Origin of the sequence: Photobacterium damselae subsp. damselae, assembly GCF_038086725.1 — a bacterium.
GTDB classification, from domain to species: Bacteria; Pseudomonadota; Gammaproteobacteria; order Enterobacterales; family Vibrionaceae; genus Photobacterium; species Photobacterium damselae.
This window is the reverse complement of sequence record NZ_CP146970.1, coordinates 1,801,813-1,825,084: the sequence shown is the minus strand read 5'-3', so window position 1 is coordinate 1,825,084 and position 23,272 is coordinate 1,801,813. Positions and strand designations below refer to the sequence as shown.

Here is a 23,272-nt window from a genome sequence, read left to right as displayed (position 1 = left end):
AAATAAATATGCATCAAAGGTATATTTATGTATGTTATTTGTATAACAACGGTCTTAATTGATTATTGGGTATCAATTTTTCCTTTTTTAATATGAGCCTTACTTTTTTTAGCTACCGCATGAGTCATTCCCCTGAATATAAATAAGTGAGCTGGCATCATGGCGAACCAATATAAAAGTCCACTAAAACCAGCAGGATGCCACCAAGCTCTAATATCAAGAGTGCGGTAGTCGCCATGATCTTTTATCGTAAATTCAAGTCGACCAAGACCTGGTGCTTTCATACCAAATAAGAGCGAAATAAAATGTTTATCTTCTAGCGCTATAACTTTCCATGAGTCAATCCTATCGCCCAGCTGTAAAGTATCTGGGTCTCGACGATAGCGCTCACAAGCGTTACCCCCAATTATTTTGTCCATCCATTCGCGTAAATGCCATAAAGAATTGGCAAAGAAATATTCCGTTCCAGGAGTTCCTAGTCTTTGAATTTGTTGCCATAAAGCATCGAGTGAAGCATCTGTTTTTAATGTGTATCCTGCTTGTTTGGGATAATAACCATAACCGGTTTGCCAACGTTCTATTGCATCTGGGTCAAATCCCCAAATAGGGTTTGCCACAACTTCTACTTGTTTTTTTAGGGCAATTGAAACGGCTTCTTCATAGGTCAATAATGTTTGTGGTATAGCCTGTTGAATCTGTGTCCCATCGGCTGGGAGGTCAAATCTCAGTCCACCAATTAACGCTTTGGCAATATTGGTTGGAACCGAAGTAATAAACCTTAACCAGTAAGCGGCTAAGGTTGGACTTAAAAATGGAATGGGTAATACTCGAATAGGTTTATGGATGATCTTACCTAAGCGGATCATTTGATCTTTATAGCTCATCTGTTCTGGGCCTGATACATCCCAAATACGATGTGAAGAGGGCGGCATATTGATCAGTTCAAAAAGATAATGGAGTAGGTTACATAAGGCGATAGGCGAATTGCGAGAAGTCACCCATTTAGGCGTTAACATAATAGGTAGGTGGTAGACAAAATCACACATTACTTCAAAGGCTGCGGATCCTGGTCCGATAATAATACCAGCACGCAGTTCGGTTACTGGTTTTTCACTTTGTCTTAATATCTCGCCTGTCGCCTTTCGAGCAATTAAATGTTTAGAATCACTGTTGTTACTTTGTAATGCACCTAAATAGATAACGTGTTTTACTTGGCTTTGTTTTAATCCATCACTGAAATGTTGTGCTGCTTCAATCTCATAGTCAATAAAGTCATGGCCGTGTGTCATGCCGTGAACCAGAAAAAAAACCAGATCTACATCAGATAATAATTCGGTCAGATCTGACTTTTCGTCAAGGTCTAGATAATGCAGTGAGACGTTGTCTAGATTGTTCCAACCTTTCTTTTTTAAAAGTGATAGGTTGCGCCCTGTCGCTTTAACTGAATATCCTCTTTGGGCTAATTTCGGTACTAAATTGCTGCCAATATAACCTGAAGCCCCTACCACTAAAATTGTTCGAACCATCGTAATCTCACCCATTTAACAATTCGCTATGGGAATAAAATGAAAGTTTAAAAATCCCTTATTTATCAGTTTGGTATTAAATACAAAAAACGGCAAAAATAAGGTTAATTTGATTGGAGTTTGTACATTGGGCGTATAAAATCTGAGCGTTTATATCAAGGTGTCACTTGAGTATATATCCCCGTCGAATCGACGAATTAGAATTATTATCTTATCTGGGGCGTTAATGTTCACACTCGTATTGCAGCAATTTAAAGGTGACTTTTTACGTCGCCTTTTACTCATCGCTTTGCCGATCTCCATTCAGTCTATGATGTTTTCAAGTCGTAGTCTGGTTGATATTTTAATGCTCGGCCAATTAGGTCAGACCGATGTTGCTGCGATGGGCATTGCGGGACGCGCTATTTTTGTGGCAACGATTATGCTCTTTGGTGTGACCACAGGGGGAGCTTTATTGACTGCTCAATATTGGGGAGCAGGAAATAGCGAGGGTGTTAAACGTTCGACGGCTTTAACTTGGCTTATGAGTAATATTACGGCACTAATAGCGGCAGGTGTTTTTTTTCTATCGCCGGAGAGCGTAATTTCACTTGCGACCAATAATTCTGAAGTAGTGGCTTTAGGTGCTCAGTATTTACAGATCACAGCATTAAGTATGTTCCCAATGGCTTTTGGCATCAGTATGGCTGTCGGATTACGCTCAATGCACCAACCTGGAGTAAGTACCTTTTTTAGCGCAATCGGAATTAGCTTAAATATCCTGTTGAACTGGCTATTGATTTTCGGTAAGTGGGGATTTCCTGAGATGGGAATTGCTGGTGCTGCTTGGGCGACAGTAATCAGTGGTGTGGTTGAAGTTAGTCTTTTATATGCCTACTTATATCGTCGCAAACATCTACTATCTTTTGGGCTAAGTACCATTATTGCTGCTTGTGAATGGATTTATGTAAAACGTTTTTTAACCCTCTCTTTGCCGACCACATTTAACCATTTAGCTTGGTCTGCGGGTATTTTTGTTTACCACGCTATTATTGGTCAATATGGGGTAGAGGGGCTGGCGGTATTATCCGTGATGACGCCGATAGAATCGTTGTCTCTTGCATTTTTAATTGGTAGCTCAAATGCTGCAGCCGTTATGATTGGAAACCAGTTGGGTGCCAATAAAATGGAGGAAGCTTATCACCAAGCATGGGCTGTTTCCTGTTTTAACCTACTTAGTAGTATGGTGATGGCAATATTAATGCTGCTAATTAAAGAGCCGGTTCTGAATCTATTTACAGCGCTGACACCAGAAACCCGTGCATTAACTGAGCATTTCTTTGTCATTTATACTGGATTATTAATCATCAAAAGTATTCCAATGACTATGATTGTTGGTATTTTACGTGCTGGTGGTGATATTCGATTCTGTTTCTATCAAGATATTATTGCTCAGTGGGTTATTGGTATTCCTGTTGTTGCCATTTGTGCGTTGGTTTTCAAAATTCCAGTAGAGTGGATTTATGCTCTGTTAGGGCTAGAGGAGCTTGTGAAATGGGTGGGATCAACTATTCGTTTACGTTCGAAAAAGTGGATGAATAACTTGGTTGCTTAGTGAGATAAAAAATCGGCCATTAATAAAATAAATCCTAAGGCCATTAGGTTAGGTATATACTTAAATTAATGGCTATTTCGGATAATCTTACAATACCAAACCGCTTAATAAAACAACGTATTTAAGCTGTATAACTGACCAGTTTTGTTAGCGTTATGTGGGTAATCAGCCCATTTTGTATTGATTGTGTAACAGTTTGCATTCTATTTGAGTGCATGATCAGAAAACTCCTTTCTGTCTGTGTGGGTTTGCGGTAAATTTTACTTACAGATGTACAGCTTTATTGAACGATAAGAGCTGTACGCAATGACTTAACTGGATTTGAGGGCATAAATGTTACGACTGGCTCAGCTTTGTAAAGGCTACCAAGATGGCAGTGAGTACCATTCTGTTTTACAAGGAGCAGAGTTAAATCTTGAACGCGGAGCGCAATTGGCTCTGATGGGAGAGAGCGGCTCTGGTAAAAGTACGCTACTAAATTTAATTGCAGGATTAGATTCATGTGACGCGGGTGAGATCTGGCTCGGAGACACACCTATTCATGCAATTTCTGAGCGTCAAAGAGCTTTGTTTCGTCGTAATAATATCGGCCTAGTTTTCCAGCAGTTTAATTTATTACCGACCATTACTATTGCAGACAATATTCGTTTTTGTCGCCAATTAAAGGGGTTACCAGAGAGCCCTGATTTATGGCGCCAAATTATATCAGCGCTTGATCTTATGTCTCTGTTAGAGCGTTTTCCTGAAGAAGTTTCCGGTGGACAGCAGCAGCGCGCTGCAATAGCACGTGCTTTGTATATGGAACCCCAAATTCTATTAGCAGATGAACCAACAGGCAGTTTAGATGAGCGTAATGCTGGCGCTGTTATTCGTCTGTTAACTGGTTTATGTCAAAAACTGCAATGTACACTTTTGCTTGTTACCCACAGTGAGCAAGTCTCTTCTCAAATGCATGGCTGTATCCGATTGCAAGGGGGACAGTTGCATGTTAAGCCCCGTCATTAAGGCGTTATGGGGGCATTATAAGCGCCATCCATTTCAAATCATGCTGGTCTGGCTTGGTCTAACGCTGGGAATTGCACTTCTTGTTGGTGTAATGGGGGTTAACCAACAAGCGAGAGAAAGCTATCGACAAGGTGAACTTCTATTTTCAAATCCTTATCCTTATCGTATCCGTACAGCACAGTTAGGTCTTAAAGTTCCTCAAGGTTTCTATATTCAATTAAGACGTGCGGGACTTAAATCGTGTGCGCCGCTTGATAGCTATCGAATCGTGACAGAGCAGGGGCGTGATTTTGAACTCGTCGGGCTCGATCCCGTTGCTATGTTCTCTGCTTTTACTCGCAGTGAGAAAAATATGGCAGCACTGCGAGCCGATATGCTGGACTTGATGAAACCGCCATATCCTATTATTGCTGGAGAGCAGCTTGCTAGTTATATGGGGGTCAAATCAGGCGATATGATCACATTAGATAGCGGCAAGAAAATTGGTCCAGTTGAAATAGTACCTGATGAGTTAACTGGCGGTCCTCGGTTAGTTGCCGATATTGCAAGATTAAGAGATATCCAGCCAAGTTCTGGCTTTACATCTATTGTTTGTGGTGAGATGAGCCATGAGCAATTAGTGCGCTTAACTCAGATATTACCTCCTGGCTTAACGTTACAACGTAACCAAAGTGCGAGACTTGAACCCCTAACTAATGCGTTTCATTTGAATTTGTTTGCGATGGGAATGTTATCGTTTGTGGTTGGATTATTTATTTTCTATCAAGCGATGTCTCTCTCTTTTACTCAGCGCCAGCCATTAGTTGGACGATTAACTCAGTTAGGCGTAACCGGCCTACAACTAGCCGCAGCACTCTCAATAGAATTAATTTTGTGGATTATTTTAGGTTTAATTGGCGGTAACCTGCTAGGGTTGGTCCTTGCACAGCAATTAATGCCTTCGGTTGCAGCAACGTTAAGTGATCTCTATGGTGCTAACGTTAATCTTGCTGTGAGTTGGCATTGGCAGTGGGGCGTTGCCAGCTTAATTATTGCCGGTTGTGGTAGCATTCTCGCGTGTGGTTGGCCGATGGTTCGATTAATCAAAACGCCACCCGTACGGTTAGCAACTCATATGGCGCTAGTTCGTTTTAGTGGCCGTGAGTTTGCTTGGCAATCAATCATTTCGTTAATTTTTATCTTGGTTGCAATTGGCATTTATCAACTACCTCATGGACAATTTGCGGGTTTTGTTCTTATCGCATTAATTTTAACCGCATCTGGGTTGTTAATGCCGTATTTACTCTGGAAGTCGTTCCAAATTTTAGGTGTGATATTTCCATCAGTAAAAATGCGTTGGTTCTTTACTGATGCGGCTTCAAGTTTAAGTTATCGTGGCGTTGCCGCAATGGCATTTATGTTGGCACTTGCCTCTAATATTGGTATGGAAACTATGGTTGGAAGCTTCCGCCATACGACTCACACTTGGCTTGAACAACGTCTTGCCGCAGATATTTACATTCGTCCTTCGATGAATATGGCACCAAGAATGTACCGTTGGTTAGAAGATCAACCTGAAGTGAATGACGTTTGGTGGCGTTGGCAAAAAGAGACGCCAACCGATGCGGGTACACTACAAGTGATGAGTATTGGTCAATCTGAGGGTGAAATGACGGCACTTTCAGTGAAAGATATCGAACCAAATTACTGGCAGAGTTTACATTCGCAACGTGCCGTAATGGTGAGCGAATCGCTGGCCCTTAAAAATAATTGGCACATAGGTGATATGGTCGATCTACCAACACCGATGAATGATAACTGGCGTATTGTAGGTATCTATTATGACTATGGTAATCCATATGGGCAGCTGTTGATCTCATACAATAAGTGGCACCGTTATTGGCCGCACTCAGGACAAGTTGGTTTAGCTATTCACTTGAATCCAGGCGCTAATGACGAGGCTCTATTAGCTAAATTGGGCGAGCGTTTCCGACTACAGCCAGAGCGCATTCGCAATAATTCTGACTTAATGACTCAAGCAATGCGTGTGTTTGATCAGACCTTTGTTGTCACGTCGACATTAGGGTCATTAACGCTATTTATAGCTGTGTGTGGACTTTTCTTTGCCACTCTTGCCGGTGAAGTCTCTCGTCAACGTCAGTTTGCTCTATTACGCTGCATGGGGATGACCGGGCTGGAGTTAGCGGTACTTGGCGGGGGGCAATTATTATTAATTGGTCTATTTACTGCTTTAATGGCGCTACCTCTGGGGTTAATTTTGGCACAGCTGCTGATTGATGTTGTTTTGAAATACTCCTTCGGTTGGACCATGCCTATCCATTATTTCCCAACTCAATATTTATTTACCTTGGGATCGGCATTAGTGGTCTTGTTGATTGCTGGTGGATGGCCAGTGTGGCGTTTAGTTAAACGATCCGCGATTTTGTCGTTAAGAGAGGCGTTCTAATGACAAAGCAATTTACACATATTATTTATTTAGCTTTGGCACTAACTCTTCTCGTTGGTTGCAATAAAAAAACAGAACGTTCAAATACGGCAGAAGTGTTAACTCGTTCTGATGAATATGTATATGAACCGGTTGTACGAGGTGAACCTGTTGAGTTTCCACGAGACTATGGGGCTCATCCTGAGTATCGAACTGAATGGTGGTACCTTACTGCTAATGTAAAATCACCCGAAGGCAAAGAGTTCGGAATTCAATGGACACTTTTTCGGATGGCAACCAGTACAGAAAAAGAAACGGGCTGGAAAACACCACAAATGTATATGGCTCATGCAGTCATTACTAGTAAGTCAAAGGTTTGGTATGCTGAACGTTTTGCTCGTGGAGGCATAGGTCAGGCTGGCGTTACCTCAACGCCATACCATGCTTGGCTTGATAATTGGTCATGGAAAGCTCTTGGTAAAACACCGTTTCCGGGCATGGTCGAATTTGCAGATGATGGAATGGCTGCGGTTCTTAAAGTGACACAGCATGGTCCAATTGTATTACAAGGTGACCAGGGGTATAGCAAAAAGCATCCTGAACTTGATATGGCTTCTCGCTATTTTAGTGCGCCATTTTTAGATGTTGACGGCAAAATCACCCTTGATGGAGCAGAATATCAAGTGAGTGGTGAAGCATGGTTAGATCGTGAATGGAGCAGCAGCATGCTCGCCAAAGATCAGCTTGGCTGGGACTGGTTTTCTATTCACTTAAATGATGGTAGCGCCCTTATGGTGTCTCAACTGCGTGAAAAAGACGATTTACCTTATTATTTTGGTTCTAGAAGCTGGCCTAATGGTAAAGTTGTTCAACTTGATCATACGCAAATTCGTTTAACTCCATTAAGTTACACTCGAATTGATGGTAAAAAATTTCCTTTACAGTGGAGAATTGATGTACCATCTCAAAATATTAAGTTAACGGTAAATGTTTTACGAAAGGATCAGTGGCTTCCTTTTGTATTCCCATATTGGGAAGGACCTATCCATGTGACAGGATCGCACTCTGGGCAAGGTTTTATGGAACTTACCGGTTATTAGCTACGTACCATAGGCACAGCAGTAGGAATCGCAAGTGACATTTTTTCAAAACTATGATGAACAGGCTTTATCTCAACGTTTAATGAATTACCGTAGAGAGTTTCACCGATACCCCGAATCAGCATGGTGTGAGTTTTTCACCACTTGTCGAATTGCGGCTCATATGGAACATCACGGTTATCAGTTAGCTTTTGCCGATGAGATCATTGCGCGTTCTGCCATAATGGGGCGCGATGAAGAAAGTGTTATTGAAGCGCAAAAAAGAGCCTTAACTTGGGGGGCTGACCCTAAGTATTTGGCTCAAATGGATGGTATCACTGGTTTAGGTGCGGTTCTTGATACTGGCCGTGACGGCCCAACGGTTGCCTTCCGCTTCGATATTGATGCTGTTGATGTGATGGAAAGCCAGGATGATTCCCATCGTCCAAGATTTTTAGGCTTTGCATCTTTAGCACCGGGCATTGCGCACGCTTGTGGTCATGATGCCCACACCGCTATCGGTTTAGGGTTAGCCGAATTAATTGCCGCTAATAAAGATCAGTTATGTGGCAAAATTAAATTTATTTTCCAACCTGCGGAAGAAGGATGTCGAGCAGGAAAAGCCATTGCTGAGAGTGGCTGGTTAGACGATGTGGATTACTTCTTAGCTGCACATGTTGGAATGAATGTTCCAAGTGGTACCTTAGTTTGCGATCCCAAGCATTTCTTATGCAGCTCCAAATTTGATTTACATTTCAAAGGTAAACCTGCTCATGCGGGTATTGAGCCTAATGCTGGTTGTAATGCTTTAGCGGCGGCTTGCACATCAGTGACACAAATGCTGGCCATTCCTCGTCACCGAGATGGTATGACGCGTGTTAATGTGGGCCAGCTAAAGGCCGGAGAAGGGCGCAATGTCATTCCGGCTAATGCTGTACTTAAAGGCGAAACGCGAGGCGAGAACCGCGAAATTAATAATTATATGTATCAGCAAGTTGAGAGAATTGCTCAGGGATCTGCGCATATTCATGGCGTTAACGTAGAAATTCAGGCTCAAGGTGAAGCAATTGGCTTACACAATGATACTGAAATGGTGAACTTGATTGAATCCATTGGCTTGGATGCTGGTTTCAGTGATGTCATCCGTGAAAAGGATTTTGGTGCAAGTGAAGATGTTGGTTATTTATTTGACCGAGTACAGCACAATGGCGGTAAAGCTGTGTACTGCTTAATTGGCTCAGATCTGACCGCAGGCCATCATAATGGTGATTTTGATATTGATGAGAGCCGTATGGTTTCTGGGGTAAGATTATTTGCTATGGCCCTAATGCGTTTAAATCCTTAGAAACAACGCCATTCACACTGATCTCATAAACTGTTGCAAGGGAGTAATAACCATTTACTCCCTTTATATTTTGTTTTGCAGTGATAAATCGATATTGACTTTTAGTTTTTATTATCCCCCTTTAAATTCTGCCTGTATTTTAACTTATTTGGCTTTTTTGTTAATTTAGCTAAAACTATATTATTCATTTTAAATCAATGGATTAATATCATGTCCGCCTCTATTGTAGGGTGTTGTTGATACTTTTTTAGTTGTTTTAATATCTTTGTTGTATCTATTGTTTTTAAAAGATCTGAAATGTTACCTATTTCCAATTTATCAGTAGATTAGGTAAAAATATTCCGCTAATTTGCCCGCTTTTTACTACTCTTGTCTTGATATATTCAGCAAATTGGGGAAAGTGGATGTCGCAAAGCGATGGGTTAACAAACACAAACAGCAAAGTGACGACTTTGTTTTCATTATCAAAATGGTTGTTTCCCTTTTGTATGAATGACAAGTTTAAGTTTGCTTGTAAAGTCGGATTGAGCTTAACCCTTGCTTATCTTATCCCCATGGCTATGGGGTGGCCCCAAGCTTCTACTGCTGCAACCACGGTGATGCTGATAGCTTCTACAGGAAGTAAAAGAGAATCGCTAGCAAAAGGCTCGCTTCGTGTTCTTGGTACTGTAGTGGGAGCGGTACTTGGCCTTTCTTTGGTTGGTATTTTTGCTCAAGAACAATGGCTTTATATGCTATCGGTATCGGTTATTGTTTCCGTTATCTTTTATTTTCGAAATGCTTATACCAAAGATCCCACGTTATTTATGCTAACGGGTGTCATGACTCTAATGATGTCAAATGGAGGGGATGCGGAAGGCGCCTTTCTTTATGGTATCGATCGAGCTTATATGACCGTTTTCGGTGTTGTTATATACACTTTAGTCGGGACGTTTCTTTTTCCAACCAAAACAGAACAAAATTTACGTCAATTAGCGGCTGATCTGAAAGAGAAACAACAAGCGGTATTTGCCGGTATTATTCATCGTCAAAGTTTAACGCCGACTCAGTTAGATGAATTTGACGATCCACTTCCAGAACTCATCAAAGCGTTATTTACAGCACAATCGCAACTTGATCAACGATATAGCCTCATCAGTAAAGAGTGCAGTGATGTATCTGCCTATAAAACCGAGTGGGATTTGGCGCTACATTACTATAAGCAGATAACTCAACAGTTGGTTGCTGTCGGTCAATCCAGTTTTGATCAACATGTTGATGGTGAAGACTTTATTGGCAACTATCAAGATGCGGTTGAAGAGATTAATCAACTGTTTTCTCAGCTAGATGACGCATGGGCTGAACAACAAAGTCACTATATTGGATCAGAGCTAAAAGTAGATTTTGAAGTTGATGCTTTAAAAAATGCCGGTCATTTTGAAAAGGGGTCTGCAATAACCTTAGGGTTTTCTCTAAAGAGCTTACATCAAAAGCTGTCGAAGCTAACCGAAGTCGTGACTTGCATCGATTCAGTAACAGAGCGAGTGAGCTTTGATAAGCCAAATATCAATAACACCAGTCGCTTTATTTGGTGGGATGCTGAAAACTTTAAGACGGCAATAAAGGTTTTTGTTACTTATTGGGTTGCTGCATTTATCTGGATCTACTTAAATCCACCTGGTGGTTACAGTTTTGTGATTTTCTCAACGATTTATATGTCGTTGCTTTCTTTTATGCCAGTCCACCCAGTTATGCTACTGGTATTATTTACCTTTGGTTTTTTATTTGCTGTCCCGGCTTATATTTTTGTGCTGCCGAATTTAACGTTGGGGTTAGAGCTTGGCGTCTTTATTTTTCTTTATACCTTTATTGCGTTTTACTTGTTTAATGGTCCGGTCACCATTTTCTTCTTAATGGGACTGTTTATTCTCAATATTGATAACACCATGTTTTACCATTTCGGAATCGTCATGACTGTTATGGTACTGTTTTATCAAGTTGTATTGATGATTATTTTTTCTCATTATTTCCCGTTTTCATCTAAACCTGAGCACCTATTCTTGGTTATGAGAGAGCGGTTATATCGTCATATTCAGCATTACCTAATGTCATTTTCTGCTTTAGAACCCAATAAGTTTCAACGAAGAAAGCGAGAGTTTCATCTTAAGGTTCTTAAGTTTACGGTACCAAAGCTGAAGTTATGGGCATCGAAAATTAATTTAAAGCTATTTCCTGCACTTTCTAGTGAATCACTAATAGGTTTTGCCGCCGCGTCTGAACAGTTAGTTAATCATCTGACCATTTTAAATGTGTATGAGAAATCTTTGCACAATAACCCGCTAGTAAACAAAGCACGCAGTCAGTATCCAGATGACACTTTGGCTGAGATGGCGACAACGTTAGCGGGTGGCAAAGGAAAAGAGTTGTTAACAGCTGGTTTTGAACAGTATCAAGTTGATTATGCTAAAGGTGAAAAGTCACTTGAGCATTTTTTTCAGCAAATAGATCTAACATCGATCAGCCATCAACAAATTGCAGAGTTTTATATTTTCGTCTGTGTGAAACGCAATATTTTTGAAGCGATAAACCAGTGTAAAGATGCTTATGTTGCGATCGACTGGGATCATTTACGTCAAAAACGATTTTAAAAGGGAAGAGACTACGTGTTGAAACATTCATTGCGAGCTTGCATGACAATCTTGCCGCTATGTAGCTTGACCGCTTGTAGTGTATTAGGCCCGAACTTTGAGTCTTTACAGCCTAAAGCGATACCAGCGCAATGGCAGTCGGTTGATCAACAAGATCAAGCTGATGTTGCACTATGGTGGCAGCAGTTTAATGATCCAACACTGGATCATTTGGTTGAGATGGCGGCTGAGCAAAATTTAGATCTTGAAGCGGCAGGATTACGTATTATTCAAGCAAGAGCGGCTCTTGGAATATCTCAAGGTCTCCAATATCCACAAGTTCAGCAAGTATCGGGTAATCTTGCTAAGGCCTACCAAAACGAAAAGTCATTTGATAATGCAGCTCTTAGCTTTGATGCGGGATGGGAGCTTGATGTTTGGGGTAAATATGCACGAGGAATCGAATCTGCAGAAGCATTAATGTACGCATCAATTGCTTCATATCGTGATATTGCTGTAACCATTACCGCTGAAGTTGCGCGTAACTATATAAATTATCGTACCTTTCAAGAACGTATTTTATTATCAAAACGTAATATTGAAATTCAACAACGTGTTGTTCATATCACCCAAGTTCAATATGACTCAGGTAATGTTACCGAGCTTGATGTTCAGCAAGCAAAAAACCAGTTATACACAACAAAAGCGGCGCTACCATCGTTAAAAATTGCTATGTTGCAAGCTCGTAATGCACTAGCGGTATTACTTGGGGTATTGCCTTCAGAAGTTGATACGTTGTTAGGCTCTGATGCTATTGATAAAAAGATTGCAGTATATGATTCGCGATATGCTGTAGGTAAGAAAGCAGCTTTAAATGGTACTGATAAGTACTCTTTAGTACCTCATATTCCCAAAGTAGATAATCAGATTGATGCTAACTTAGTAATGCGTCGTCCTGATCTTCAAGTTGCCGAACTGCAAGCTCATAGCCAGAGTGCCAAAATTGGATTAGCTGAAACCGCACTATATCCAAGCTTTTCATTACTTGGTTCAATCGGTATTAATAGTACAGTCCCATCTGACCGCAGTTTCAGTTTTAGCGATTCTCTCATGCTTGTTGCTGGCCCAAGTTTTAGTTGGAATATTTTTCAATATGGCCGGGTAAAAAATAATATTCGCTTAGAAGATGCCCGCTTTCAAGAGTCATTAACCAATTACAATAAAAAAGTGCTAGTGGCGGTGCAAGAGGTCACTAATGCGCTTGAATCTTATGATTTGTATACAGAGCAAAAAGCCCTTCGTCTGCAATCGGTTAATTCATCTATTCGTGCTTTTAATATTTCCATGACTCAGTACGAAAATGGCCAAATCAGCTTCGAACGTTTACTGAACTCGGTTGAGAAGATGACTCGAAGTGAAGATAGCTATGCGCAAATTAAAGGTAATGTCGCCAATCAAATTGTTGCGCTGTATAAGGCCTTAGGTGGTGGATGGCAAATCACATCGGGTAAACCTTTAGTTGCTGATTCTACGATAGAAACGATGAAAAGCCGTACTGATTGGGGAACAAGCCTTGATGAAGAGCTTGTTATGCCAAAAGCGGATTTACCTAAGCAGGTGACGTTACCCCAATTAGATCCCGAGAAGGTTCCTGTTGAGGAGTTGAATTAATGTCGATACCTCACGAACTCTCAATGGGAGATATTTATTATTCGCCAGTTTTATTAGTGGTGGTTTTGTCTCTGGTTGCTACGTGGATAACCGTTGTGATTTTAAATAAGACGCGGTTATCACGATTTATTGCGTATCCCTCATTAACGTTTCTCGCCATCATGGTTTTTTATGTGGTTGCGATCGATACTTTTTATATCCAAATTTAGGTGAAAGATGAAAAAGACAATCGTCATCCTAGTTAATCTTTTGATCATTGGTGGAGCTGTATGGCTGGGTTACCAAAAATATCAAGAGTACTTCAATAATCCGTGGACCCGAGATGGTCAGGTGAGAGCAAATGTGATCAAAGTTGCACCTAGAGTCTCTGGGCCAATTACGAATGTTGCGGTTATCGATAACCAAATGGTGAATAAAGGCGATCTTTTATTTGAGATTGACTCAAGTACTTACGATGTTGCTTTATCAAAAGCTCAAGTTTCATTAGAACGCTCGATTATCAGTTCTAAAGGCAAAAAGATTGAATACGATCGTCTGCGTGATATTAGGGCAAAAGATCGTGGTGCTGTATCACACAAGGATCTTATTCGTCGCCAAATAGCTTATGAAGAGTCATTACTGCAGATTCAAATAGCGAAAGAGCAATTAAAGGCAGCAGAATTGAACGTGGGTTTCACCAAAGTTTACGCTTCTGTAGATGGCTATGTTTCAAACCTTGATATTCAAACAGGAACGCAAGCTGTTGCAAATCAACCACTCATTGCATTAATTGATAAAAACAGTTTTTGGGTATTTGGTTTCTTTCGTGAAAACCAAATTGCCGCTATTCATGCAGGAAGTCAGGCTAAAGTTACCTTAATGTCTCATCCTGATTTACCTATCGACGCTAAAGTTGCCTCAATAGGATGGGGTATAGCACCAAAAGATGGCACGGTTGGCTACAACTTATTGCCTAATGTTAATCCCGTGTTTCAGTGGATTCGTTTAGCACAGCGCATTCCTGTACGCATAGAGCTTGAAGCGTTACCAGAAAATCTTGATCTGCGTTTTGGCATGTCAGCATCGATTATGGTGTTACAAGATACGGCCTCTGATGAGAACCAAGATAGATAAGTTAGGGATAATTCATGGATCACTGGAAGTAAGGAAATAATCTTGTGGTAGTTAAAAAGAAGATTACTGAATCAAACAATTTTTTCTATCTAACATTAGCATTAATTGGCCTACTGATTAGTGCTTCGTTAGTGCAGGTAACCACCAGCGATATCTTAGAATATGTGTTAGAAGCATTTACTATTTTAACTTTTGTGGTTTGTTTGGTCAGTTTACGGTTTGATCAAAATTGGTATCGGTTTTTAGTGACACTATTAGCATGCTGGATAGGTGCTATTGTTGTTAAAAAGTTCTTTAGCCTGCAGCAAATCGATATTGCAATGTTAGGCTTAATGTTTGCGTTCTTTTTTGGCACGTTCAAGTCGATTGCAAAGCAAGTGCTCTTCTCTGGGCCTGTGACGTTTAATAAGATTGTGGGGTCAGTCGCGTTATTTTTATTGCTTGGCTTAATGTGGGCGATCCTTTATCTCATTCTTTTAGAGTTTGATCCTAATTCATTTACGGGTATGGAAAGCATGCCGTGGGGAGATAACTTTTCTAATGCGGCGTATTTCAGTTTTGTCACATTAACAACGTTAGGTTATGGCGATATCAGTCCAATTACACCTATCGCCCAAGTTATTGTGTATTTAGAAGCCATTGTTGGCGTGTTTTATATGGCGATCGTGGTATCGAGTCTCGTCAGTTCTAATCAAAGTTATGTAGAGAAAAATAATCAGGGGAATAAAAATGGATAAACAGATGGAGCAACGACAAAATAAATTGTTCGTCAATAATATGGTTGAATCGGCCATACGTATTGGTCTGCTACTTGTTTTAATTATATGGACTTACGATATTGTTAAGCCTTTTATTATTCCTGTATTGTGGGGTGCTATTATTGCTGTTGCTCTTATGCCACTTACAGATAAGTTGCAGGCGGTATTTAAAGGACGTCGTGGATTAGCAGCAACAGTGATCGCTTTGGTCTGTATTGCATTATTAATTGCACCTTTTGTTATGGTGTCGGGATCTATTTATGATGGCATAACTCATACTATGAGTGTGCTCCAGAGTGGCGATATTAAGATTCCAGGCCCGACACAACGTATTGCTGATATTCCGGTTGTGGGTGATAAGATCTATGAAGTGTGGAGCTTATTTGCAACGAATATGGAAAAGGCGGTAACGAATTTCTTACCTGAAATTAAAACTGCTGTTGGTACTTTAGCTTCTATTTTGGGTAGCAGCTTAGCAAGTTTGGTTGTCTTTATTATTGCCCTAGCGGTTGCTGGTGGTTTTATGACTCATTCACATAAAATCACTGAAGCTATTCAAAAGGTTTCAATCCGTACAGTTGGTAAAAATGGTGCTAAATGGACAACATTAACCGCTGCAACGATTCGTAGTGTGCTACTTGGTGTTGTTGGGGTTGCCTTTATTCAGGCTATGATTATTGGTTCAGCAATGTTTGCTTTCCATGTTCCAATGGCTGGTTTATTGACTCTGGGCGTTCTTATTTTATGTATTGCTCAACTACCAGCTCTGATTGTGGTGGCGCCTGTTATTTTCTATGTCTACTCAACGGGTGATGGTACTGGCACAACCATCTTTACAATTTGGGCGCTAGCGGGCGGATTAGCGGATAATATTTTAAAACCAATGCTAATGGGTCGTGGTGTTGATGTTCCTATGCCTGTGATACTGATTGGTGCCATTGGTGGCATGTTATTCTCCGGCATTATCGGTCTATTCCTAGGTGCTGTTATCTTAGCTATTTGGTATGAGCTATTTATGGCATGGCTTAAAGCTGATGCAGAAACAACACAAGCTGTAGTTGAAGAAACACAATGCGAACAAGAAGCGAAAGAACAGTAAGTAAAAAATAAATTAAAACATACCGTTGTTATCAATAGGGAGACTTTGTGCTCCCTTTATTTTGCCAAAATTATAGATTAACTGCATAATGTTCAAAACGCATAACAACAAGAAAGAAGGTGTTTATGAACCGCTTTTTTAAAAAGGTTTATGATTACATCAACCCATCAGTTAACCCTGATATTGAGCCAGCCAGTAAAGAATGGCAAAAATTAGTGCCAACCTTATGGTTATTGGGTAAGACCGGTGCTGGAAAATCAACAATTGTTCAAGCTTTAACCGGAGATAGTCGTGCTGAAATTGGTTTAGGTTTTCAGCCTTGTACTCAAACTGCTTCAGATTATAACTACCCAACGGCTAACCCAGTTGTGAGCTTTTTAGATACCCGTGGTTTAGCTGAGGACAATTATGATCCTAAACATGACATTGAATATTGCGAGGGTCGAAGCCACGCTTTATTGGTCATCATGAAAGCAGAAGAACAAGATCAGTCTGAAGTTTTACAAGCTCTGAAAGCAATTAAAAAATCAAAGAAAATTCGTCACTTGTTGGTTGTGCATACCGCTATTAATGGTATCTCAGATGAACAAGAACGCCAGCGGAGCATTACTCGACACCACAATCAAGTGTTGGATATTTGGGGTATTAATCCAGATAAATTAACGGAAGAACAACAACTTTGGTATCAGCCTATTTGCGTTGATCTTATTCCAGAAATCGAACAGCTAGAAGGGTTAGAGCAGTTACAGCAAGCACTGGTAGCGGCACTTCCTATGTTGAGTTTAATTACAGAAAAAAATGCCCACCAAACACGAGAAGAACACAATTTCTCTCGATTACAAACGGAAATTCTCTGGTACGCAGGTACTGCAGGGGCAAGTGATGCCATTCCTGGGATCGGCATTGTGACCGTGCCTTCTATTCAGGGCAAAATGCTACACAGTTTGGCAAATCAATATGGCGTTACTTGGAATAAACAAGATTATGCTGAGTTTATTGGTATGTTGGGTTCAGGCTTTTTGATTCAATATTTATCAAAACTGGGTGTAAATCAGTTAGTGAAGTTTATTCCTGTTTATGGTCAGACAGTAGGTAGCGCAACCGCTGCCGTAATGAGTTTTTCCTCTACCTATGCGATTGGTCGTGCAGCTTGTATGTATTTATATCATAAGAGTAAAGGGGAAACAGTTTCTAAAGATCAGATGAAACAAGCTTTTGAACAAGCATTTAAATCCGTTAAAAACGTAGCAACGGAACAAGCAAAAATGGAGCAAAAGCATCATGAATAAAATTAAAAATAGTTACCATTTGCTAAGTCGCTTATCTGATGGCTTTGTACCACTTGTTATGTTAGCAATTACGATACCTATCTTAGTTCTAGCGGGTTTTGGCATTGCAGATTTAGTAACAAATGGTCAATGGGTTTTATTTTTTGCTCTGATTGCATCTTCTTGCTTAATTATCTTTGTTCCGTACTGGTGGATGCGCCGTTCTCGTACGGTAGAAACGGCCATTAAGCAGGATCTAGATGGGTTAGATGTTGAAGGCAATCCAGCTTGGACGGCTAAAGATCAACAGATATGGCAACAAGTAAATGAAACCATTGTTCGCCAGATTAATGAAGAACCAGAGTGGGATAACCTTAAAGCCCATGCGCTACTGGTTTTAACTCAAGTTGCTGCCAGTTATAACCAAAAATCGGGTAAAGCACTCTCTTTTACTGCACCAGAGTTTTTACTGATGACAGAAGAAGTCAGTCGCCGTTATCGTCGTTTTCTTCGAGAAAATATACCTTTCGTTGATAAAGTCAGTATTACAACGCTGCAGCATGGGTATGACCTAAGTGATAAGTTAGGCTATGCGAAAAGTGCTTATGATATCTACCGACTGTTTCGTATTACGACGCCAACTGGCTGGCTGGCCGAAGCCCGAGGTATGGTATTGGGGCAGCTGTTTGATAATGTCAGTGCTGAGATCCAGTTTAAACTAAAAGCGACCTTACTACAGGAAGTTGCCTCTGTTGCAATTGATCTTTATAGCGGTCAATTTAAATTAGCGGATGATGAACTGCCACCGAGCGAAATAGAGGCTAAAGACAGTAAAGCTCATGCGGCTAAAGTCAGTCCGCTTCGTGTTGCGGTTGTGGGGCAAGTAAGTGCAGGTAAATCATCATTGGTTAATGCATTGATTGGTGAAATGGCCGCAGAGGTGAGTGCGCTACCTTCAACAGATCAAGCAACCGTTCATCAGTGTACAGTCGATGGTATCGATCTAGTCCATCTAATTGATTTACCTGGGCTAGATGGTGATAAGGCCACTCAGAAGAAGATTGTGTCGCAAATAACCAATAGTGATTTAGTGTTATGGGTGTTAAAAGCCAATCAATCAGCTCGTAAATTGGATGTCGAATTGCGTCAAGCCGTAGATGAATTTTATCAATTAGCAGCAAATCAAAACCGAAAAGCACCAAAGATTTTAGTGCTGGTAAACCAAGTTGATCGACTTTCTCCATTAGATGAATGGCAACCACCATATGATTTGTCTAATCCACAAACACAAAAAGGAAAAGTAATTGCTCAAGCAGTTGAGTTTAATAAAGAGAAACTCAACCCAGATATTATCTTACCTTTGTGTGTTAGTCAGGACGTCCCTCAATTTAATGTCGACACACTTCAACAAGCGATTGTGTCTGCCTATGAAGATGGCGTAAACACTCAATTAAATCGACGCCGAATTGAAGGGGATAGACTGGATTTAACCGAAGAGGCTAAGCGGCTTTATCATCTTGGTGAAGTTTTATTTAAAGCTTATCGCAAACAGCTGTAGTAGATTTTTAATATCAAAAAAAGCCAGTAGATTATATTGCTACTGGCTTTTATTTTATGGTGATACTCAAATTTATCTATTGAGTAGCAACTTAATTAGATGATTACCAAAATACTGCGTATAGCACAGCCAAAATCACCATGATGCCATACGAGGCTAAGTTAAAGCTTGATTCTGTTTTAAATAACTTAGCTTCAAGCGCGATACCTTTAGGATCCTCTTCACCTTCTGTACTGCTAAGACTTGTAAAGGCAATCACAACGATAGTGAACAGTAGGGTATAGAGCATCTGATCCATGAATGGCATAGATAGAGGCATCAGTTTTAGGAATAGGGCAAATGGGATTGACATCAGAACGCCAACGATAGCCCCTTTGCTGGTGGTTTTCTTCCAAAACAGGCCCATAAGGAACACAGCCAAGATACCTGGACTTACTAAACCTGTGTACTCTTGGATATATTGGAAGGCTTGACCAATACCGCCGAGCATAGGAGCAATAAAGCAAGCGATAATCAGTGCAACAAGAGCGGTTGCGCGACCTACGTTAACCAGTTTGTGGTCACCCGCTTCTGGATCAATGTATTCACGGTACACGTCCATGGTAAAGATCGTTGCTGTTGAGTTCAGCATAGAAGCTAGTGATGACACAATGGCAGCAGCAAGAGCCGCAAACACCACACCCTTAATACCTACAGGTAAGAACTGAGTTAACCAAGGGTAAGCTTTATCTGCTTGTGCTGCTGATGGCATGTGAGTCATAGCTGCAGAGCCTAAACCACTTAGTAATTCTGGATTTGATGTAATAATGTAAGTTGCGATACCAGGAATAACCACAAGGAACGGCACAATCAGTTTTAAGTAAGCAGCAAACACAATACCTTTTTGCGCTTCTTGCACCGATTTTGCGGCTAATGTACGTTGAATAATATATTGGTTGAAGCCCCAGTAGTATAAGTTCGCAACCCATAGACCACCAATAAGAACGGCAATACCCGGTAGGTTCATATATTGCGGATTACTTTGGTCTAAGATCATTTCAAAGTGCTCAGGCGCTGCATCAATCATGTGGCTTAAACCGCCTAATACACCATCAGCACCGCCAATGTAACTTAGAGCCATAAAGGTTGTTAATAGGCCACCAAGAACAAGGAAGAACACCTGGATTACATCGGTCCAAACAACGGCAGAAAGACCACCATATAGCGAGTAAATGATTGCAAAAAGGGCTAAACCAATAATCGCGTACATCATTGGAACGCCTAGAATTGTTTCTAACGCAAGGCCTCCTAAGTAGAGTACAGATGTTAGGTTTACAAAAACGTATAAGGCAATCCAAAATACAGCAAGAATCGTCTTTAATGATTTATTAAAGCGTTTTTCAACAAACTCAGGAATGGTATATATACCCTTATCAATAAAGACAGGTAAGAAGTATTTACCCACGATGATTAATGTCAGTGCAGACATCCATTCGTAAGATGCAATAGCCAGACCTATGGAATATCCAGAGCCGGACATACCGATAAACTGTTCGGCTGAAATATTGGCAGCAATAAGTGATGCACCTACAGCCCACCAAGGTAATGATTTACCAGCAAGGAAATAGTCTTCTGTTCCTTTTGTTGCTCCTTTCTTATCTCGTGAAACCCATAAGCCGACACCAATAATAATAAGCACATAGAGGGCAAAAACAGCGTAATCAATAACGCTAAATCCTATCTCGTTAGTTCCCATCTTTATAATCCATTGTGAGTTAAATTAACGGAGAGAAGTGTAAGCGTTTACATTTAATATTTTCGTTATTTATGTCACAAAATATTACGAAAGCTGGATAATGCTATTATCTTGATATGATGAATTATTTTAACTTGATGAAAATACTGATTTTATTTGTTGTTTGGTATTTGAACCTATTTTAAGTAAAATATTTAACTAAATTTTTAAGTTAATATTTACTGTGATGGTGATAACGTTACCAATGGTTTTATTAAAAGAATTGCAGGTAAATAATTGCAATTAATTGGGTTGGTTAATCGTGTTTTGGTAATACATAATTAATAAAAAGAAAATAACTTATGGATAGATAAGCAAGCGGTGATTTGAAGTTATCAATTAAACCGCTTGCTATAAAATCTTATCGCAACAAGATGTGCTTTAAGCGTATTTTATCAATTAATGAGATGATAATTAAAGAGACGCAGTAAGTAGTAGGTATGATTAATATATTACTTACCCAAGGGTTTAGATTCAGCATCATTGAGATATTCATAAAGTATATAATCAATAATAAATGGAGAACATAAATACCTAAGGTGTGTTTCGCACAGTAACGAACCCATTGAGTATTACCAATATTAGGATGATTAAGTAATAAAATAAAAATACCTAAGCCCCATAATGGTGTCCCTAACAAGAAGTCATGAATATTAAACAGCCCATCAGGTAGAAGGGATAACATAAAAGCTTCTGTAAGGTGCAGTGACATACCGCCAATAAACAATAGGAGGGCGATAGTATTACTCAATTGCCATTTCTGACGACGATACTCAAATCCTAAGCCGACCATCAATGTGGCAAAAAAAGGTCCATTACGAGTAAAGATAATGGAGTCTAACTCAGTATAGGGCTGATAGCTTCCCGCAAGAAGTCCGTAGACAAAGAGTAATAACGCAAATGGAAGAAGCCATTCTATTTTATTGAATCGTATAAAGAATGCGACGACGATTACGGCACAAATGAGTGCAGGTATAAACCAAAGGTGTACTAATCCGCCTTCAAATAGAGAATTAATAGGATTTTCACTTAAATATTGCCAATATCCCATCCTCTCTTGTAAGTAACCCTCTTGCATCACAGTGTTGAGATTAAAAGGCGCAATGAGATAAATGATGCTCCAGATAAGCCAAACTTTTAAAAGTGGAATACTATATGAGCACGCGGTTTGTAGTGGGGATGCAATAAGTTTCGGCGCAATTAAGTAACCTGAGATTAAGAAAAAGAGCGGAACCGCAAAACGACTACTCTGGTTGAGTAGATAACCAAGCCAGGGTTCACCATTAATCAAGGGTAGAGTATTAAAGGCTTGGCTATGAATAATAACAACAGCAAAGATAGCAATGACACGACCAAGCTCTAAACTAGGAATGCGATTTTCATTCATAAGGTATTGTATCTACAATTAAATTTTGTGAAATCTAACAGTAAATACGAGGCTGTAAATTTTCTATTTGTAAAACTGTGTGATGGATCTGATTCTCAAGCTAAATATGAAATTTTGAGATATTGCTTAGTCTAATTTCTTAACGCCATGGATGATTAACTCACGTAACCATTGGTGGCTCAGATCTAATTCAAAGTGACGATGCCATAGAAGAACATAGCCACCAGCGTCTAAATGAATTGGAATTGGTCGTACAATCAGATTACTTGTTTCTTGTAACTCATGAGTTGGATACGAAGGGTAGCACATTAACAGATCTGAATTTTCACACAGTTTTATGGCTGTTCTAAAGTCGGTCATATTGATGGCAATATCAACATGACGATTCTGCAAAGCTAGAACCTCTTCTAATAACCAACGACGTAGACCGCCAATGCTTACTTCAATATGTCGGTATTTTAAAAACGTTTCGAGATCCCACTCTTCCTGTAGTGAAGGGTGATCTTTTCGCATTAAACAGACTGGATAATCTCGGCCCAGTAGATAGTAATTCAATTCATTAGGAATGGTTCGGTAATGCATCTCTGAACGCTCGTCCCATTCAAAAATACCAATCCCTAAATCAATTTCACAGCGTAATAGTTGATTTAAGCTATCATCGTTCCAAGTGCGACTGATTAAACTAACTTCTGGTGCTTGTTCCAGCATTTTAGGAATAAAATCAGGGTAGGTCAGGGTATAAGCCGTTTCCACTAAATCGATATGAAATTTACGACGACTGCTCGCAGGATCAAAATCTTCTGGGCGAGTGAGCTGTTCTACTTGTCGCAATATCTGATGAATATTGGGTGCCAAGGAGAGAGCCTTTGGTGTGGGTCTTAGGCCATGAGGAGCCCGTTCAAAGAGAGGATCATGAAACGTTTCGCGTAGTTTAGCAAGTTGTTTACTGACTGCCGATTGGCTGAGATGTAAGCGACAAGCTGCTGCTGTAACACTCTTTTCTTGTAGTAAGACTTCTAATACTTTCAGCAGATTTACATCAAAATTTTTCACAGCAATAGCCT

At 40.2% G+C, this 23,272-nt stretch carries 17 protein-coding genes; 13 read left to right on the top strand and 4 right to left on the bottom strand.

All coding sequences use genetic code 11. The annotated features are described in order from the left end of the window. Positions 1 to 62: 62 nt before the first annotated feature. Complete coding sequence (locus WAX86_RS08245) at positions 63 to 1,526, bottom strand: DUF2867 domain-containing protein (protein WP_341488604.1); 1,464 nt, start codon at positions 1,524 to 1,526, stop codon at positions 63 to 65. Positions 1,527 to 1,752: 226 nt separating this feature from the next. Between WAX86_RS08245 and WAX86_RS08240 the strand changes: the two genes are divergently transcribed. From WAX86_RS08240 to WAX86_RS08180, 13 genes are all read left to right on the top strand, one after another. Continuing rightward, positions 1,753 to 3,120: an MATE family efflux transporter gene (locus WAX86_RS08240; RefSeq protein ID WP_341488603.1), complete on the top strand. Its 1,368-nt coding sequence runs from the start codon at positions 1,753 to 1,755 to the stop codon at positions 3,118 to 3,120. A gap of 333 nt (positions 3,121 to 3,453) precedes the next feature. Then, positions 3,454 to 4,125: an ABC transporter ATP-binding protein gene (locus WAX86_RS08235; protein WP_044175500.1), complete on the top strand. Its 672-nt coding sequence runs from the start codon at positions 3,454 to 3,456 to the stop codon at positions 4,123 to 4,125. Further along, positions 4,106 to 6,571, top strand: coding sequence for an FtsX-like permease family protein (locus WAX86_RS08230; protein ID WP_044175502.1), 2,466 nt, complete (start codon positions 4,106 to 4,108; stop codon positions 6,569 to 6,571). Before WAX86_RS08235 ends, WAX86_RS08230 begins: the two co-directional genes overlap by 20 nt. Then, positions 6,571 to 7,650, top strand: coding sequence for a lipocalin-like domain-containing protein (locus tag WAX86_RS08225; RefSeq protein WP_065170449.1), 1,080 nt, complete (start codon positions 6,571 to 6,573; stop codon positions 7,648 to 7,650). The genes WAX86_RS08230 and WAX86_RS08225 overlap by 1 nt, the downstream gene beginning before the upstream one ends. A gap of 34 nt (positions 7,651 to 7,684) precedes the next feature. Then, entirely contained in the window at positions 7,685 to 8,974 is a 1,290-nt protein-coding gene (locus WAX86_RS08220) for an amidohydrolase (RefSeq protein ID WP_227000304.1), read from the top strand. A gap of 488 nt (positions 8,975 to 9,462) precedes the next feature. Continuing rightward, positions 9,463 to 11,601 carry an FUSC family protein gene (locus WAX86_RS08215; RefSeq protein ID WP_237033769.1) on the top strand — a complete coding sequence of 713 codons (2,139 nt, stop codon included), beginning with the start codon at positions 9,463 to 9,465 and terminating at the stop codon, positions 11,599 to 11,601. Between the two features lie 42 nt (positions 11,602 to 11,643). Next, complete coding sequence (locus WAX86_RS08210; protein WP_237030072.1) at positions 11,644 to 13,251, top strand: TolC family protein; 1,608 nt, start codon at positions 11,644 to 11,646, stop codon at positions 13,249 to 13,251. A gap of 5 nt (positions 13,252 to 13,256) precedes the next feature. Beyond that, positions 13,257 to 13,460 carry a DUF1656 domain-containing protein gene (locus WAX86_RS08205; protein ID WP_107200451.1) on the top strand — a complete coding sequence of 68 codons (204 nt, stop codon included), beginning with the start codon at positions 13,257 to 13,259 and terminating at the stop codon, positions 13,458 to 13,460. Between the two features lie 7 nt (positions 13,461 to 13,467). Then, positions 13,468 to 14,364, top strand: a complete 897-nt coding sequence (locus tag WAX86_RS08200) for an HlyD family secretion protein (protein WP_065170451.1) — start codon at positions 13,468 to 13,470, stop codon at positions 14,362 to 14,364. Between the two features lie 44 nt (positions 14,365 to 14,408). Further along, positions 14,409 to 15,101, top strand: coding sequence for a potassium channel family protein (locus tag WAX86_RS08195; RefSeq protein WP_065170452.1), 693 nt, complete (start codon positions 14,409 to 14,411; stop codon positions 15,099 to 15,101). Next, positions 15,094 to 16,221 carry an AI-2E family transporter gene (locus WAX86_RS08190; protein ID WP_065170453.1) on the top strand — a complete coding sequence of 376 codons (1,128 nt, stop codon included), beginning with the start codon at positions 15,094 to 15,096 and terminating at the stop codon, positions 16,219 to 16,221. The genes WAX86_RS08195 and WAX86_RS08190 overlap by 8 nt, the downstream gene beginning before the upstream one ends. Before the next feature lie 125 nt (positions 16,222 to 16,346). After that, a complete protein-coding gene (locus WAX86_RS08185; protein ID WP_065170454.1) occupies positions 16,347 to 17,510 on the top strand; it encodes a YcjF family protein in 1,164 nt (387 codons plus the stop codon). Then, a complete protein-coding gene (locus WAX86_RS08180) occupies positions 17,503 to 19,047 on the top strand; it encodes a GTPase (protein ID WP_341488602.1) in 1,545 nt (514 codons plus the stop codon). Before WAX86_RS08185 ends, WAX86_RS08180 begins: the two co-directional genes overlap by 8 nt. 103 nt (positions 19,048 to 19,150) lie before the next feature. Here WAX86_RS08180 and WAX86_RS08175 read toward each other — a convergent pair whose 3' ends face one another. The 3 genes from WAX86_RS08175 to WAX86_RS08165 form a co-directional block, all read right to left on the bottom strand. After that, positions 19,151 to 20,782, bottom strand: a complete 1,632-nt coding sequence (locus WAX86_RS08175; protein ID WP_036763716.1) for a sodium/sugar symporter — start codon at positions 20,780 to 20,782, stop codon at positions 19,151 to 19,153. A gap of 400 nt (positions 20,783 to 21,182) precedes the next feature. After that, on the bottom strand, positions 21,183 to 22,208 hold the full coding sequence (locus WAX86_RS08170; protein ID WP_341488601.1) for an acyltransferase family protein: 1,026 nt from the start codon (positions 22,206 to 22,208) through the stop codon (positions 21,183 to 21,185). 126 nt (positions 22,209 to 22,334) lie between these two features. Next, positions 22,335 to 23,261 (bottom strand): LysR substrate-binding domain-containing protein, encoded by a 927-nt coding sequence (locus WAX86_RS08165; RefSeq protein WP_341488600.1) that lies wholly within the window; start codon positions 23,259 to 23,261, stop codon positions 22,335 to 22,337. Positions 23,262 to 23,272 lie beyond the last annotated feature (11 nt).

Coding starts and splice junctions, on each gene's coding strand:
- WAX86_RS08245 (WP_341488604.1), bottom strand. CDS start 1,526: ATGGTTCGAACAATTTTAGTGGTAGGGGCTTCAGGTTATATTGGCAGC.
- WAX86_RS08240 (WP_341488603.1), top strand. CDS start 1,753: ATGTTCACACTCGTATTGCAGCAATTTAAAGGTGACTTTTTACGTCGC.
- WAX86_RS08235 (WP_044175500.1), top strand. CDS start 3,454: ATGTTACGACTGGCTCAGCTTTGTAAAGGCTACCAAGATGGCAGTGAG.
- WAX86_RS08230 (WP_044175502.1), top strand. CDS start 4,106: ATGTTAAGCCCCGTCATTAAGGCGTTATGGGGGCATTATAAGCGCCAT.
- WAX86_RS08225 (WP_065170449.1), top strand. CDS start 6,571: ATGACAAAGCAATTTACACATATTATTTATTTAGCTTTGGCACTAACT.
- WAX86_RS08215 (WP_237033769.1), top strand. CDS start 9,463: ATGAATGACAAGTTTAAGTTTGCTTGTAAAGTCGGATTGAGCTTAACC.
- WAX86_RS08210 (WP_237030072.1), top strand. CDS start 11,644: ATGACAATCTTGCCGCTATGTAGCTTGACCGCTTGTAGTGTATTAGGC.
- WAX86_RS08200 (WP_065170451.1), top strand. CDS start 13,468: ATGAAAAAGACAATCGTCATCCTAGTTAATCTTTTGATCATTGGTGGA.
- WAX86_RS08190 (WP_065170453.1), top strand. CDS start 15,094: ATGGATAAACAGATGGAGCAACGACAAAATAAATTGTTCGTCAATAAT.
- WAX86_RS08185 (WP_065170454.1), top strand. CDS start 16,347: ATGAACCGCTTTTTTAAAAAGGTTTATGATTACATCAACCCATCAGTT.
- WAX86_RS08180 (WP_341488602.1), top strand. CDS start 17,503: ATGAATAAAATTAAAAATAGTTACCATTTGCTAAGTCGCTTATCTGAT.
- WAX86_RS08175 (WP_036763716.1), bottom strand. CDS start 20,782: ATGGGAACTAACGAGATAGGATTTAGCGTTATTGATTACGCTGTTTTT.
- WAX86_RS08170 (WP_341488601.1), bottom strand. CDS start 22,208: ATGAATGAAAATCGCATTCCTAGTTTAGAGCTTGGTCGTGTCATTGCT.